Consider the following 15,584-nt stretch of genomic DNA (forward strand, 5'->3'; position numbering starts at 1 on the left):
CCGTCGTGCCATTTGACACCCCGCAATCGGTGGCGATCTTCGGTCACAACGGTATCGCCCGCGAAGACCCGGATTTCTTTGCCGCCTTCGTTCTGAACAGCGTTCTGGGCGGCGGCGGATTTTCGTCCCGGCTGATGGAAGAGGTCCGGGAAAAGCGCGGCCTGACCTATGGCGTGTCGTCCTATCTGTATACGATGGACCGGGCCGATCTGGTGCTGGGCAAAGTGGCCTCGGCCAATGAAAAGATGGCCGAAGCCGTTCAGGTGATCCGCGACCAATGGGCTCGCGCGGCAACTGATGGCATCACTGCCGAGGAATTGCAGACCGTAAAGACCTATCTGACGGGCTCGTATCCGCTGCGGTTCGATGGCAATGGCACCATCGCCAACATCATGGTCGGGATGCAGATGGAAGGGCTGGGCGTCGATTACATTGCCACCCGCAACGACAAGGTGAACGCGGTGACGCAGGACGATGTGCGCCGGGTGGCCCAGCGACTGCTGGACCCCGAGGCGCTGCATTTCGTGGTGGTCGGGCAGCCGGTCGGATTGGCAACAGGCGATTGAGCACAGGCTGGGGGGCCAGCCCCCCAGTCCCCCCGGAGTATTTTTGCCAAGAAAAAGCGGTGAAACTTTGGTGGCAGAATCGGGGCGGGGCGTGCTAATTCTAGTGGTATGAACTCGCATAACCCCAAAATAAGCCCTGAACCTGCGGTTATTCGTCAATTGGACGAGGCGGCAATCAACCGGATTGCGGCAGGTGAGGTCGTTGAGCGACCTGCCTCGGCGGTGAAGGAACTGGTTGAGAACGCGCTGGATGCCGGGGCGCGGCGGGTCGAAGTGGCGATTGCCGATGGCGGCAAGGCGCTGATCCGGGTTTCGGATGATGGGCACGGGATGGACGGGGCGGATCTGCCGCTGGCGCTGAGCCGTCATGCGACCTCGAAAATCGACGGCTCGGACCTGTTGGATATTCACACCTTCGGCTTCCGGGGCGAGGCCTTGCCCAGTCTGGGTGCGGTGGGGCGGTTGAAGATCACCTCGCGCGCAGGTGGCGACGCGGCCGAGATCACGGTTTCGGGCGGCGCGATGTCGGCGGTGCGGCCCGCGGCGCTGAGCCGTGGCACGGTGGTCGAGCTGCGCGATCTGTTTTACGCGACGCCCGCACGGTTGAAATTCCTGCGCAGCGACCGGGCCGAAAGTCAGGCGATCGGCGATGTCATCAAGCGGCTGGCAATGGCCGAGCCGTTTGTCGGCTTTACTCTGCGCGATGTGTCCGGCGGCGGCGAGGGGCGCGTGGTGTTCCGCGCCGACCCCGAGACCGGCGACATGTTCGATGCGCTGCATGGGCGGCTGGCGCGGGTGCTGGGTGCCGAATTCGCCGACAATGCGCTGGCGGTCGATGCTGAACGCGATGGGTTTCACCTGACCGGCTATGCCGCGCTGCCGACCTATTCGCGCGGCTCGGCGGTGGCGCAGTATCTGTTCGTCAATGGCCGCCCGGTGCGGGACAAGCTGCTGATCGGAGCGCTGCGCGGGGCTTATGCCGATTTCCTGAGCCGTGACCGGCATCCGGCGGCGGTGTTGTTCGTCGATTGCGACCCGCATCTGGTCGATGTGAACGTGCATCCGGCCAAGGCCGAGGTGCGGTTCCGCGAGCCGGGGATCGTGCGCGGGCTGATTGTCTCGGCGTTGCGGCATGCGCTGGCCGAGGCGGGGCACCGGGCCTCGACCACGGTGGCGGGGGCGACGCTGGGCGCGATGCGGGCCGAAGGCGCGGCGCCGCGGATTTACCAGATGGACCGGCCCAGCACCGGGGCGATCAGAACCGCCTATGCCGCGCAGGCGCCGCAGCAGATGCCCGGTTTTGCCGAGGCGCCCTCGGCCCGGGTGGAAGAGCCGGTGATCGACGCTGCCGATCTGCCGTTGGGCGCGGCGCGGGCGCAGGTGCATGAGAATTATATCATCGCCCAGACGGCGGATGGCATTGTCATCGTCGATCAGCACGCCGCGCATGAGCGGCTGGTTTATGAGCGGCTGAAACGGCAGATGGCCGAGAATGGCGTCGCGGCGCAGGCCCTTTTGATCCCCGAGATCGTCGAGATGAGCAGCGGCGATTGCGCCCGCCTGATGGAAATTGCCAGCGATCTGGCTCAGCTGGGTCTGACCATTGAACCGTTCGGTGGCGGTGCGGTCGCCGTGCGCGAGACCCCGGCGATTTTGGGCGAGGTGAACGCCAAGGCGATGCTGGCCGATATTCTGGACGAGTTGGACGATCTGGGGGACAGCCAGTCGGTCAAGGCGCGGATCGAGGCCATTCTCAGCCGGGTTGCCTGTCATGGCTCGATCCGCTCGGGGCGGTGGATGCGGGCTGAAGAGATGAACGCGCTGCTGCGCGAGATGGAGGCCACGCCGCATTCGGGGCAGTGCAACCATGGCCGCCCGACCTATGTCGAATTGAAACTCAGTGATATCGAAAGGTTGTTTGGACGCACATGATCCAGATTGGCGGAGAATTTTACGCGTTCAACGACCCGGTTGTTGTGATGGTGCTGGCGGCGGCCGGGCTGGGCCTGTTGGTTCTGGCCCTGTTGATCGTCGTTGTGCGGCGCGCCGGGCGGGCGGCGGAAATGACTGCGCCGCTGATTTACCAGATGGATCAACTGGGCCGCGCGGTTGCGACGCTGGGGCAGGGGCAAGAGCGGCTGGCCGGCGGGTTGCAGACTGTCTCGGACGCGCAGGCCAACAGTCAGGCGCGGGTGTTGCAAACGATGGAGGTGCGTCTGGGCGAGGTTCAGCGCCAGATGACCGAGACCCTGCATCTGAACGCGATGAAATCGGCGCGGACCATTACCGACCTCAATGAGCGGCTGGATAAGACGCTGGGCACAAACAGCGAAAAAACCACCAAATCCCTGACCGAATTGCAAGAGCGGCTGGCGACCATCGACCGGGCGCAGGCCAATATCGAAAAGCTGTCGGGCGATGTTCTTAGTTTGCAGGACATCCTGTCGAACAAACAAACGCGCGGCGCATTCGGTGAGATTCAACTGAACGACATCGTCAGCAAGGCGCTGCCGCGCGACAGTTATACGTTGCAGGCGACCCTGTCGAACGGCAAGCGCGCGGATTGCCTGATCCATCTGCCGAACCCGCCGGGGCCGATTGTCATTGATGCGAAATTCCCGCTGGATGCTTACGAGGCGCTGCGCCGGGCGACGACGGATTTCGAAACCAACGAGGCCGCCAAGGCGATGCGGATCGCGGTGCGCAAGCACATCAAGGATATCTCCGAGAAATATCTGATCGAAGGCGAAACTGCTGACGGGGCGATCATGTTCCTGCCGTCCGAGGCGGTCTATGCCGAACTGCACGCCAATTTCCCCGAGCTGGTGCGCGATGGCTTTGCAGCGCGGGTGTGGATCGTGTCACCGACCACCTGCATGGCGACGCTGCACACGATGCGGGCGATCCTCAAGGACGCGCGGATGCGGGAACAGGCCGGGGCGATCCGCAAGACGCTGCGCCTGTTGCATCGCGATGTGGAAATCGTGGTCGAACGGGTGGGCAAGCTGGACACTCATTTCCGGCAGGCCCGCGAAGATGTCGAAGGTTTGGGCATCGCCGCTGAACGCGCTGGAAAACGCGCGGCCAGGCTGGACAATTTCGACTTTGAAGAACTGGCCCCCGACGCGGTGGCACAGGTGGTGCCGCTGCCGAAACGCGACTAGGGATGCGTGTGCCCTCTTGTCTCGGGGGCATATTAGCGCGACAGTATTTTCAAGGTATCGCGGAGGCAGCCATGCTTGAGATCAGCCCACGGAAAGTCGTCCACATCATTTTTCAGGCGCGTGAAAAGAACTGGGCCGAGGCCGAGTTGCACGCCTTTATCGACGCGCTGAACGAGGATGAACAAGCCAGCCTTGTCGCCATCGCCTGGATCGGCCGCGAGACTTACGAGCCCGAGGATCTGGAAGAGGCCATCGAGATGGCCAAGATGGAGGCCACGACCCCCACCGCCGATTACCTGACCGGAATGCCGCTGTTGCCGGATTACCTTGAGGACGGTCTGGAGCGTCTGGGCGTCGATGTCACTGACGAGGAAGAAGATTTCCTCTGACGCTTAGCCCATGCGCTCGGACGCATAGCTGCCGGGGCTGGCCGGGAACACCACGGTCTTGTTGCCGTTCAGGAACACCCGGTAATGGATATGGGCGTGAATCGCCCGCGCCAGAACCTGACTTTCAACATCGCGGCCAAGGCTGACATAGTCCTCGGGGCTTTGGGCATGGGTGACGCGCACGGTGTCCTGTTCGATGATCGGGCCTTCGTCCAGATCGGCGGTCACGTAATGCGACGTCGCCCCGATCAGTTTCACCCCGCGCTGGAACGCCTGCTTATAGGGATTGGCGCCCTTGAACGACGGCAGGAACGAGTGGTGGATATTGATGATCCGCCCCGACATCTTCTGGCACATCTCGTCGGACAGCACCTGCATATAGCGGGCCAGCACGATCAGTTCGGCGCCGGTTTCCTCGACGATCGCCAGTTGCTGGGCCTCGGCCTGAGGTTTGTTCTCTTTCGTGACCTTGACATAGTGGAACGGGATATCGTGGTTCACCACGACCTTCTGATAGTCCAGATGGTTCGCGATCACCCCGACGATATCAATCGGCAGCGCCCCGATCCGCCAGCGATACAGCAGGTCATTCAGGCAATGGCCAAAGCGCGACACCATGATGATGACCTTCATCTTTTTCGCCTCGTCGTGAAAGGCGTAGTCCATGGTGAACTTGCTGGCGATGGTCTCGAACGCCGAGGTCAGCTCGGCGATGCTGCGGCCCAGTTCGCTGCGAAAGCTGATGCGCATGAAAAAGTTGCTGGTTTCCTGATCGTCGAATTGCGCGCTGTCTGTGATGTTGCAGCCCTGATCGGCCAGAAAGGCGGAAATCGCGGCAACGATCCCGCGCGAGGTGGGGCATTTGACGGTCAGGGCGAAGGTGCTCATCGGGGCGTCCAAAGTCAGGAAATTCAATCAGTTTGGCGTTTAAGGGATAAATGAATTTTTCGCCAGCAGAACCCGTCATTTCACCTATAGGCTGTATTCGATCATCGGAAATCAAATATTCCGATAGTTGAATGTTGCTCTGGAGGCACAGACATATAATGTTTGCCGAATGCGTGTTTGAACACAGTGACAAGCGGGCCAATCCGAGGTGCCATTCACCACGATGCAGTCATGACATGATGCATAGGACGCGCGGGTTGAGAGAAAACGCGCTGGAAAAGGGCCTGACTACAGGCCCGCGTTTCAACGAGTGATTTGTTTTCGGGTTTGTATTCTCAGGAGACTCCTATGACCAAACGTATCCGCCTTTTGGCTGGTGTGGCGCCTATTGCGCTAACTGTTTTCATGTCGCACGTGGCCACCGCGGGCGAGATTTCGGGATTTAACGGCGTCAGTGGCGACGGTTATATCTTTTCCGACCCCGACGAAGGCGTTCTGCCTCCGGGGATCAAGGCGGTCACGAATGAAATCAATAACGATGACTATGCCTCGGAGAACGGCTTTGCCCCGGCCCCCGAAGAAGGCGAGACCTATAACTGCCTGATGTCGAATAATGACCTGACCTGCGATGCCGAGCCGGGTCTGGGCAAGCGGGTCAAGATGAACTGGACCGGCGCCGGGCCGATGGATCTGTCGTTTGCGACGACGGCGACCGGCGGCACCACCGAATATTTTACCTATGGCAAGGTCACCAACCGCACCGGCGCGCGGGTGATGGGCTTTGAGATCAGCCTTGGCACCGGCACTGGCGATGATTTTGTCGGCATCGACGAAGAAACCGGCGTGGCGTTCGACCAGTTGGTCGAACTGTCCGAAAAAGCCGAAGAATGGCCCGGCCTTGGTGGTGAAACCGAAGGTCAGGACCCGTTGCAGCGCAGCTTTTTCCCCGACGGCCTGTTTGGGGATGGCGGTCAGGAAGGCACGATCGGCTTTTTCAGTGATGACTCCGCTGGCTTCGTGGTGATTCAGCAAGACGACGGCACCCTGACCACTGGTGTGCTGTTCAACGACGATCATCTGGACCTGTTCGGCGATGGCCTGTTGGATCGCGGCCAGATCCCGGATGGCTATTTCTGGGATTTCGATGCCGACGACGCCACCGAGGACGCGCTGATTGCATGGTACAACACCGGCGACGCCGAATGGCAGTATGGCAATCTGGCCTCGGCCGAAGAGCTGGACGCTGCGCTTGCCGGTCTGGCCGATGCCCTGGGCGTCGAGGTCGGTGATCTGGCCTATGCGCCCGGCGCGGAAATTCCGGCGGATATTCTGGCCCTGATGGAAGCGGACGGCGCCTTTGAAGTCGTCGCGATCGAAGACCTGTCCAACCTGAACCTGAACTTCTCGCTGGACGTGTCCGATATCGAAGTCGGCGGCTTTACCCTGCGCCTGACCCCGGAGTTCGCGGATATCGTGACGCTGGCCGGCACCGACTATCAATTCGCGGTCGCCGGTAGTCTGGATGCCGCGAACATTCCCTATCTGGCTGCGGACGAAGGCTATCTGACCCTGATCGACGAGATCCTTGCGCTGTCGACACTGGCCGAACAACAGCAGGCGCTTGAGCGCGTCGGCTATAGCTTCCTTGGCGCCTATGCCGGGCTTGGCAGCCAGATCGCTGGCGGGCAATTGTCGAACCTGATGGCAGGCGGCGTCGTGACCGGCGGCACGGAACAAGTGACGCAAGCCTCGGCCAACCGTTGGGAAATGGCGAAAGGTCTGACCGGGTTTGCCGTGGTTTCGGGGGGGAACGGTCAGGTTGACCGCACCGCGAATAACATCGGCTATAACCTGTCAAATGTCGCAATTTCCGCAGGGATCGAGACTGAGTCCGGCCTTGGTGCGATGATCGGCTATTCGGACGCGACAGCGAAAATCGACGACGGGCGGGGCAGCCTTGCCGCAGATGGCGCCGCCGTTGCGGTGTTCCGGCGTGGCGCGCTGGGCGCGTCCGGGCGTTACCTTGCGACCATCGGCTATCAGGACCTGTCCTTTGACAGCAGCCGCACGATCGAGGTCGCCTCGGTCAGCGAAGTCGCCACCGCATCGCCTGCGGGCAGCACATTGTTTGCCTCGTTCCAGGCCGACTGGCAAATGCAGCGCGGCGCGGTGTCGTTCGGCCCGATGTTCGGGTTCGATTATTACCGGACCGATGTCGAGGCCTTCACCGAAACCGGGGCGAGCATCTATAACATCTCGGTTGGGCATCAGGTCTATGAAAGCACCGTCGCGCTGTTGGGCGTCATGGGCAGCTATGACACCGCCGGGGCGCTGAAACCCTATGGTCATCTGGGCTATGCGGTGCGGAACGGCGACGGCGCCGCGATCTCGACCGAATTCGGCGGCTTGCTGCCGGGTGTGACGCCGGTAGACGGGGCCTCGGACGGTTGGGTCGATGTCGGCATCGGCTTTAGCGCGGTTCTGGGCAGCGGCGGCAGCACGAGCACATCGCTGAACGCTGCCTATCACGGCATGATCGGCAACAGTTTCGCCAACCACCAGGCGACATTGTCCCTGACCTATCGGTTCTAAGCATCGAAGGGGGGCCGCGCGCCCCCCTTTTTACGTCGTATTTTACCGGTTAAGCGCCTGTTCACCGGTCATCCGCTAGGACTGAAGGCGGGTGAATACGAGGTGGTGAAATGGGCGTAAGTCAAAACGCGCCAGTCATCATCAAGCGGAAAAAGGTTGTGGCCGGCGACGGTCACCATGGTGGGGCATGGAAAGTGGCGTATGCCGACTTTGTCACTGCCATGATGGCCTTTTTCATGCTGATGTGGCTGTTGAACGCGACGACGGAAAAGCAACGCAAGGGGATTGCGGATTACTTTAATCCGACGATCCCGGTGAACCGGATTTCGGGCGGGGGCGAAGGCGCCTTTGGCGGCGAAAGTATCTTTTCCGAGGAAATTCTGGCACAGACCGGCAGTGGCGGCACGGATCGTCACGCGTCCGAGCACCGACAGGCGCGCGGCCAGAATGGCGTCGATGTATCTGACGCAAAATCCGATCCGGCGGAAAGCGCCGCCATGCTTGAGCGCGTCGATCAGATGCTACGCGCCCGCGGTGGTGAAAGCATGGTCGCCAATAATGCGCTGCGCCATATCGTGACTCGCGTCACCGACGAAGGGCTGATCGTCGAACTGTTCGACCGCCCCGGCAGCCCGCTGTTCGACGAAGGCACCGACCGGCCCAGCGCGGTCACGGGCGAGCTGATCAAGGTCATCGCCGAGGTGTTCGCGCTGGTCGAAAACCGGCTGGCAATCGGCGCGCACAGCCGGGCGCATCCGGTGGTTCTGGCGCAGGATCCGGCATGGGATCTGACCACGCGCCGGGCGCAGGTGATGCGCAAACTGATCGAGGCGGCCGGGCTGGATGCCGATCGGATCAAGCGGGTGACAGGTTATGGCGACAAGACGCTTTTGACCCGCGATCCGATGTCGGTGCGCAACAACCGGGTCGAGTTGATCCTGCTGCGCTCGGACCGCTGAGGGCAAAATCGTTCGAATTTTATCTGTTATCTCGCTGTTAAGGCGCGCGCTGTAACGCTGGACCCGACCAGGAGTCGAAGCTGCAGAAAGGCGCTGACCATGACTATTTCCTCCTCGCTGAATGCCGGGGTTGCCGGGCTGAATGCCAATGCGACCAAACTGGCGACGATTTCCGACAACATCTCGAACTCGTCGACCTATGGCTACAAACGGTCGGATACTGAATTTCATTCGATGGTGATTGATGGCTCGGGCAGCTATGCCGCTGGTGGCGTGCGCACCACGACCCACCGCCTGATCGACGAAAGCGGGCCGCTGATTTCAACCAGCAACCCCACCGATATCGCGATCTCGGGGCGCGGCATGATCCCGGTCACTGACTCGGCCTCGCTGCACAGCGATGGCGCGATGCCGATGTATCTGATGACGACTGGCTCGTTCTACCCGGATGAAACCGGGGTGCTGACCACCAGCACCGGCATGGTGCTGATGGGCTGGCCGGCTGAGGCCGATGGCAACGTCCCCACCTATCCGCGCGATACGGTCGATGGGTTGGAGCCGGTGCAGATCGATGTCAACCAATTCGCAGGGGATCCGACCACGCGGATCGAACTTGGCGTCAACCTGCCCGCCACCGCGACCGAGGCCGGGGCCAATGGCGATACGCTGGACCTGTCGATCGAATATTTCGGCAACCTTGGCACTTCGGAAACCCTGACCGTCAGCTTTTCCCCGACCGTGCCCGCAACCGGAACCTCGAATGAATGGACGATGGTGATCACCGACTCGGCCTCGGACAATGCGGTGGTTGGCGAATACGTTCTGGCTTTTGACGATTCACGCTCGGATGGCGGCACGCTGGCCTCGGTGACGACGATTTCGGGCGGCACCTATGACGACACCACCGGCGCGCTGACGGTGGACGTGGCGGGCGGCCCGCTGGAAGTCACCATCGGCAGCCTTGGCGATCCGTTCGGCCTGACGCAACTGTCCGACAGTTTCGCACCGACGTCGATCACCAAGAACGGCTCGCCTGTGGGCAATCTGACCTCGGTTGAGATTGATGAAAACGGCTTTGTCCATGCGATCTATGACACCGGATTCACCAAGACGATCTATCAAATCCCGCTGGTCGACGTGCCAAATCCGAACGGGCTGATTTCCCTGTCCAATCAGGCCTATCAGGTTTCGCCCGACAGCGGCGCGTTCTTTCTGTGGGACGCGGGCGATGGCCCTACCGGCAGTATCGTCGGCTATGCCCGCGAGGAATCCGCCACCGACGTTGCCGCCGAATTGACCCAGCTGATTCAGACCCAGCGGGCCTATTCGTCGAACGCCAAAATCATCCAGACCGTGGATGAGATGCTGCAGGAAACCACGAATATCAAACGCTGATAAAGCGGCGAGGAGCCGACCATGTCGATTTCGGGGTCTCTGTCCAATGCGCTATCGGGGCTGACCGCTGCCGCGCGCGCCGCCGATGTGGTGTCGTCGAACGTGGCGAACGCGCTGACGCCGGGCTATGGCCGTCGCGAGCTGGAACTGTCCGCCCGGTCGATTGCCGGCGTCGGCGCCGGGGTCAAGGTCGATGGGGTCAGCCGCGATGTCGATCAGTTGGTTCTGGCCGACCGCCGGTTGGCCGATGCCGGCGCGGCCGAGGCTGAGCAATACGCCGCCTTCTATCTGAAACTCGAAGACGCGATTGGCCTGCCCGGCGATCTCAATTCACTGAACGGACGGATCGCCGCGCTTGAGGCCGCCCTGACCGAGGCCGCCAGCCGTCCCGATTCAGACGCGCGGCTGCAAGCGACCGTCGATGCCGCTGATGCGCTGGCGATGAAATTCAACGCCACCTCGGACGCGATCCAAAGCCTGCGCAAGGACGCCGATACCAGCATTGCCCAACAGGTTGATCTGCTGAACGACCGTCTGACGAAAATTGCCGATCTGAATGCTCAGATCCGCCGTCATCAGGGGGCCGGACATGAAACCGCAGCCCTGATCGACCAGCGGCAGGCCCTTGTCGATGACATTGCCGAGATTGTGCCGCTCAGGGTGGTTGGCCGCGATTTCGGCGAGATCGCGATTTACACGCAATCCGGCGCGACGCTTCTGGACGGCAAGGCCTCGCAGATCGGCTTTACCCAAACCGGCACCATCGTGCCCGAGATGACCTATTCCGGCGGCGCCCTGTCCGGCCTGACCATCAACGGCCGCGAGGTGAATACCGGCGCCGGATATTCGCCGATTTCAGGCGGGCGTCTGGCGGCGCTGTTTCATCAGCGCGACGATCTGGCACAACAGGCACAGACCAGCCTGGATGCGTTGGCCCGCGATCTGGCGGAACGGTTTCAGTCGCCCTTGGTCGATCCGACATTGGCTTTGGGTGATCCGGGCTTGTTCACGGACGAAGGCGGCGCGGTTCTGGCCGCGAATGAAATCGGACTGTCGGCGCGCCTGTCGTTGAACGCACTGGTCGATCCGGGGCAACCGGGCGGGGCGGCGTGGCGGATGCGCGACGGGTTGGGCGCGACGGCCGTGGGGCTGTCCGGCGACGCAACGGTGTTGAATGCGCTGGCGCAAACCCTGTCTCAGGCCCGGATACCCGCGTCGGGTCAGTTCGGCGGCGCTGCGCGGTCAGCATCCGGCTTGGCGTCAGAATTCCTGTCGGTCGTATCCGCCGCGCGCCAAAGTGCCGAAGCCGACCACAGTTTCACCCGCGCCAAGGCCGACACATTGCTTGCCGCGCAATTGGCCGATGGCGTCGATACCGACGCCGAATTGCAGCGATTGTTGTTGATCGAAAAAGCCTATGCCGCGAACGCGAAGGTGATCCAGACCGTCGACGACCTGCTTGATAACATGCTGAGGCTGTAACCATGAGCGCACTGACATTCGGTGATCAGGCCCACACGATGATGCTGACCCGCCACAATTTCAGCCTGAAAACCTCAATGTCGACGGTGCTGAACGAGGTGGCCTCGGGGCAGGTGGCCGATCAGGGCAAACACCTGTCCGGCGATTTCGTCCCGCTGGCCGCGCTGGATCGCAGTCTGACCTTGCTGAACGCCTATGACATGGCTGCGGCGGAATCGGCGGTGATGACCGAGGTCATGCAGACCGCATTGAACAGCATCGCCGACGCATCGGGCCAATTGGTGCCCGCGCTGGTGCTGGCGGGCGGCGCGCCCGAGACGACGCTGTTGCGTTCGACCGGTGGCGATGCGCGCGAGAAATTGGAGCAGGCGATTTCGGGGCTGAATGTCTCAGGTGCCGGGCGCAGGCTGTTTGCCGGCGCGGCGACCGATGGCGCGGCGATGGCCCCGACGCAGGTGATGATGGACGCGCTGACGTCGGCGGTCGCGGGGTTGAGCACAGCGGATCAGGTGATCGCCGCCGTTGCCGACTGGTTCGACACGCCGGGCGGCGGCTTTGACACGTTGGCCTATCTGGGTGCCGATGTGCCAATGGGGCCAGTGCGTTTGGCCGAGGGGCAAACATTGGACCTAACCGTCACCGCCGCCGATCCGGCCTTGCGCGACGTGCTGCGCGGGCTGGCCACGGCGGCGCTGCTGTCGGATGAGTCGGTTCTTCTGAACGATGTTCCGGAACGCGCGGCGCTGGCCCTGAAAACCGGCGAGCTGTTGCTGTCTGCTGACGGTCCTCTGGCAACACTGGAGGCGCGGGTCGGCGTGACCCAAAACCGGATCGAGACGCTGCAAACCGAAAACGCGGCGCAACGGTCGGTGCTTCAGATCGCCCGAAACGCGCTGATCGCGGCGGACCCCTATGAAAACGCGACCCAGCTTGAGGCCGTGCAATCGCAACTCGAGATGCTTTATTCCCTTACCGCGCGCCTGTCGCGCCTCAGCCTTGCGGATTACCTGACATGACCCGGTTTCTGATATCTTCTCTGCTTTGGCTGATGCTGGCCGTCAGTGCGGGCGCCTCACCGATCCGCATCAAGGATCTGGTCGAATTTGACGGGGTGCGTGGCAACGATCTGGTTGGATACGGTCTGGTCGTCGGGCTGAACGGCACAGGCGACGGGCTGCGCAATGCGCCCTTTACAGAAGAAATCATGTCCAATCTGTTAGAGCGGCTTGGCGTGAACGTCGCCGGTGAACAGTTCCGCCCGAAAAACGTGGCAGCGGTGTTTGTGACCGCGACATTGCCGCCGTTTTCCCGCGCCGGATCGCAGATCGACGTGACCGTCTCGGCGATCGGCGACGCCAAAAGCCTTCTGGGCGGCACGCTGATCATGACGCCGCTGACGGCGGCGGATGGTCAGATTTACGCGGTCGGGCAGGGAACGGTCATCGCGGGCGGTGCCTCGGTTGACGGCGCGGCGGCCAGCGTGGTTCAAGGCGTGCCGACCGCCGGGGTCATCCCCTCGGGCGCGCGGGTCGAGCGTGAGATCGAGTTCGAGTTTTCCTCGCTGTCGCGGCTGCGGCTTGCCCTTCGAAACCCGGATTTTACCACCGCCGAACGCATTGAGCGCGGGATCAACGCGGATTTCGGTCGCCCCGTCGCCCGGATGCTGGATGCGGGCACAGTCGATCTGGATATTGCTGCGACGCGGATGCGCTCGCCCGCGCATGTTTTGGGGCGGCTTGAGAACATCCTGATCGAACCTCAGCGCAAGGCCCGTGTCGTCGTCGATCAGCGCTCGGGGACAATTGTCATGGGCGACGATGTGCGGATTTCGCGGGTGGCCGTCAGTCAGGGCGGCCTGACCCTGCGGATCGAAGAGGCACCGATGGTGGTTCAGCCCAACCCGTTCGCGCCCGGCGAAACCGTGGTCATTCCGCGGACCGGCGCGTCAATCAGCGAAAAGCCCGGCATCGGCCTGGCCGAGGTGGCCGATGGCACCAACCTGTCCGAGGTGATCGCCGGGTTGAACGCGCTGGGCGTGTCCCCGCGCGACATGATCGACATCCTGAAAAGCATCAAGGCAGCGGGCGCGCTGCACGCGGAATTTCTGGTGCGTTAGACGATCAGAAATACCCGCGGACCAGTGCCTCGGACAGCAAGGTCCACCCGTCAGCCACCACAAAGAATGCCAGTTTGAACGGCATCGACACCACCGCGGGCGGCACCATCATCATGCCCATCGACATCAGCACCGCCGCGACCACCAGATCGATGATCAGGAAAGGCAGATAGATCAGGAAGCCGATTTCAAAGGCCCGGCTGATCTCGCTCAGCAGAAAAGACGGCACCAGCACCGAAAGCGGTGCGTCGGCCGACAGGTCTGCGGGCGCGTCGGGGCGCAGAGATTGCAGCGACAGGAATGTGTCGGGCGCGGTGCGGGCAGCCATGAAACTGCGAAACGGTGCAAGGCCGGCGTCGATGGCTTCGGGCACAGTGATGGCGTTATTGGTCAGCGGCTCGACCGCGTCGGTCCAGGCTTGCGAGAACGTCGGCTCCATCACGAAATAGGTCAGGAACAGCGCCAGGCTGATGATCAGCATGTTCGGCGGCGATTGCTGCAGGCCGATCGCCTGTCGCAGGATCGCCAGAACCGTCACGATGAATGGAAAACAGGTCAGCATGATCGCCAGTCCGGGCACCAGACTCAGCACCGTCAGCAACGCGATCATCTGAACGCTGCGGCCGGCAAGCGATGCGTTATCGCCCAGCGACAGCGTGATTTCTTGCGCCAAAGCGGGGTGGCTGATCGCGCACAGGCCGATGGCGGTGACGAGGAAAAGCGCGCGCCGCATGGTTACAGGCTGGTTTTCATATCGGCGACCTCGGTCAGGCGCACGGCAAGCTGACCAGCCTGATCGCCGTCAAGTTCCTGCAATTCGCCGCGCGCGATCAGGCGCTTGCCGATATACAGCTCGACCGGGTCCTCGATCCGCCGATCCAATGGCAGAACGGCGCCTTGCGACAGGGTCAGCATCTCGCGCACCAGAGGCCGTGCGGTGCCGACCGAGATCATGATTTCCAACGGGATTTGGCCAAGCGGGTTTTCGGGGCTATCCATGCCGTGTCACCTGTTCCTGAGAGGTTGAAAGAAACGCTGAAACTGCGGCGCGAATGCCGCTTAGAACCGCGTCCTGATCCAGTTGGCATTCGCCCTTTGCGCCGCGCAGATAGGCCTGTCCGGGGCCAAGGCTGGGCTCGTCGATAATGGTCAGCGGCAGGCCCGGATCCGGGGGCATCACCTTTTCCAAGGCGGCGCGGTTGTCGGGGTTCACCACCAGTTCGATCGCCGCGTCGGCGGCGGTTCCGGCAATGGTTCGCACTTGCTCCAGAACGGTCTGGGCAAAGTGGTCGCGGGCGATTTCCGGCAAGACCTTTTCGGCCATCAATTCCAGCAGCGGCCCGATGGCGGATAATACATGCGCGCGGGCCTCGTGATAGCTGAAGGAAAGATCCTGTAGAGAGCGGGCGAAATCCGCGCCGATGCGGGTTTGGTTGGCAGCCTCGGCGCCCGCGGCATCGTCCCAGCCGGCTTTGTAGCCTTCCTCATAAGCGCCCAGCCGGGCGGTTTCGGACAGCAACGCAGTGTTTTGCGGGTCCGGGATTTGCGGCACGGGCGAGAAATCTTCGTAGCTTAGAAGTTTCGACATCAGGCGGTTTCCTCTTCGTCTTCCATCCAGTGACGTAGAATTTGAATGGTTTCTTCGCGCCGGTCCTCGATCATCTGACGCAGGCGTTCAACCGGGTCGGCGGCGGGCAGGGCAAGCGGCGGTTCGGGCGTGGCGCGTGGCGCGGCGGCGTCATTCACCGCCGTGTCGGGAAGAATGCCGTCATCCAGTGCCCCGCTGAGGGCGGACGCAGGGGCGGGCAGGCCGGCAATAGCCGGTGCCGCGCGGCCCAACAACAACGGTCGCAGCACGAACACCCCCAGCACCAGCGCGGTCAGCGCCAGAACGCCCAGTTGCGCCAATAGCATCGGGTCAAGCCGGTCGATCAGCGACGCTGCGGCCACGGTCCCCAATTCCGGGATGGGTTCGAATGGCATCGAGCGCAGGGTGATCACGTCACCCCGCGCCGCGTCAAATCCGACGGCCG

General features: G+C 62.3%; 14 protein-coding genes and 1 pseudogene. 10 read left to right on the forward strand and 5 right to left on the reverse strand.

Annotated elements, in window-relative coordinates:
• The 4 genes from ABYW26_RS02090 to ABYW26_RS02105 form a co-directional block, all read left to right on the forward strand.
• A partial coding sequence (locus ABYW26_RS02090; protein WP_372603072.1) for a M16 family metallopeptidase occupies window positions 1-566 on the forward strand: 566 nt, incomplete at its 5' end.
• Window positions 567-674: 108 nt separating this feature from the next.
• Window positions 675-2,498 carry a DNA mismatch repair endonuclease MutL gene (gene mutL, locus ABYW26_RS02095; protein ID WP_372603073.1) on the forward strand — a complete coding sequence of 608 codons (1,824 nt, stop codon included), beginning with the start codon at window positions 675-677 and terminating at the stop codon, window positions 2,496-2,498.
• Entirely contained in the window at window positions 2,495-3,730 is a 1,236-nt protein-coding gene (locus ABYW26_RS02100; protein ID WP_372603075.1) for a DNA recombination protein RmuC, read from the forward strand. Before mutL ends, ABYW26_RS02100 begins: the two co-directional genes overlap by 4 nt.
• Before the next feature lie 71 nt (window positions 3,731-3,801).
• The gene (locus ABYW26_RS02105) at window positions 3,802-4,119 is read left to right on the forward strand and encodes a DUF3775 domain-containing protein (RefSeq protein WP_372603077.1); all 318 of its coding nucleotides are present in this window, start codon (window positions 3,802-3,804) and stop codon (window positions 4,117-4,119) included.
• Window positions 4,120-4,122: 3 nt separating this feature from the next.
• On the opposite strand, the gene purU is transcribed toward ABYW26_RS02105, so the two are convergent.
• Window positions 4,123-5,007 (reverse strand): formyltetrahydrofolate deformylase, encoded by an 885-nt coding sequence (gene purU / locus ABYW26_RS02110; RefSeq protein ID WP_372603079.1) that lies wholly within the window; start codon window positions 5,005-5,007, stop codon window positions 4,123-4,125.
• A 348-nt stretch (window positions 5,008-5,355) separates the two neighbouring features.
• On the opposite strand from purU, the gene ABYW26_RS02115 reads away from it, so the two are divergent.
• From ABYW26_RS02115 to ABYW26_RS02140, 6 genes are all read left to right on the forward strand, one after another.
• Window positions 5,356-7,599: a choice-of-anchor F family protein gene (locus tag ABYW26_RS02115; protein WP_372603080.1), complete on the forward strand. Its 2,244-nt coding sequence runs from the start codon at window positions 5,356-5,358 to the stop codon at window positions 7,597-7,599.
• Window positions 7,600-7,709: 110 nt separating this feature from the next.
• Window positions 7,710-8,558: a flagellar motor protein MotB gene (locus ABYW26_RS02120; protein WP_372603082.1), complete on the forward strand. Its 849-nt coding sequence runs from the start codon at window positions 7,710-7,712 to the stop codon at window positions 8,556-8,558.
• A 99-nt stretch (window positions 8,559-8,657) separates the two neighbouring features.
• Complete coding sequence (locus ABYW26_RS02125) at window positions 8,658-9,953, forward strand: flagellar hook protein FlgE (RefSeq protein WP_372603084.1); 1,296 nt, start codon at window positions 8,658-8,660, stop codon at window positions 9,951-9,953.
• A gap of 21 nt (window positions 9,954-9,974) precedes the next feature.
• On the forward strand, window positions 9,975-11,435 hold the full coding sequence (gene flgK / locus ABYW26_RS02130; RefSeq protein WP_372603085.1) for a flagellar hook-associated protein FlgK: 1,461 nt from the start codon (window positions 9,975-9,977) through the stop codon (window positions 11,433-11,435).
• 2 nt (window positions 11,436-11,437) lie between these two features.
• Window positions 11,438-12,451, forward strand: a complete 1,014-nt coding sequence (locus tag ABYW26_RS02135; protein WP_372603086.1) for a flagellin — start codon at window positions 11,438-11,440, stop codon at window positions 12,449-12,451.
• Complete coding sequence (locus ABYW26_RS02140; protein WP_372603088.1) at window positions 12,448-13,551, forward strand: flagellar basal body P-ring protein FlgI; 1,104 nt, start codon at window positions 12,448-12,450, stop codon at window positions 13,549-13,551. The genes ABYW26_RS02135 and ABYW26_RS02140 overlap by 4 nt, the downstream gene beginning before the upstream one ends.
• 4 nt (window positions 13,552-13,555) lie before the next feature.
• On the opposite strand, the gene fliP is transcribed toward ABYW26_RS02140, so the two are convergent.
• The 4 genes and pseudogenes from fliP to ABYW26_RS02160 all read right to left on the reverse strand — a co-directional run.
• Entirely contained in the window at window positions 13,556-14,284 is a 729-nt protein-coding gene (gene fliP, locus ABYW26_RS02145; RefSeq protein WP_372603090.1) for a flagellar type III secretion system pore protein FliP, read from the reverse strand.
• A 2-nt stretch (window positions 14,285-14,286) separates the two neighbouring features.
• The gene (locus ABYW26_RS02150) at window positions 14,287-14,550 is read right to left on the reverse strand and encodes a FliM/FliN family flagellar motor switch protein (protein ID WP_372603091.1); all 264 of its coding nucleotides are present in this window, start codon (window positions 14,548-14,550) and stop codon (window positions 14,287-14,289) included.
• Window positions 14,543-15,139 (reverse strand): flagellar biosynthesis protein, encoded by a 597-nt coding sequence (locus ABYW26_RS02155; RefSeq protein ID WP_372603092.1) that lies wholly within the window; start codon window positions 15,137-15,139, stop codon window positions 14,543-14,545. Before ABYW26_RS02155 ends, ABYW26_RS02150 begins: the two co-directional genes overlap by 8 nt.
• Window positions 15,139-15,584: pseudogene (locus tag ABYW26_RS02160) on the reverse strand (flagellar M-ring protein FliF); the annotation flags it as partial. The pseudogene ABYW26_RS02160 and the gene ABYW26_RS02155, both read right to left, overlap by 1 nt.

This window comes from Actibacterium sp. (assembly GCF_041584535.1).
In the GTDB taxonomy this organism is placed as follows: Bacteria; Pseudomonadota; Alphaproteobacteria; order Rhodobacterales; family Rhodobacteraceae; genus Actibacterium_D.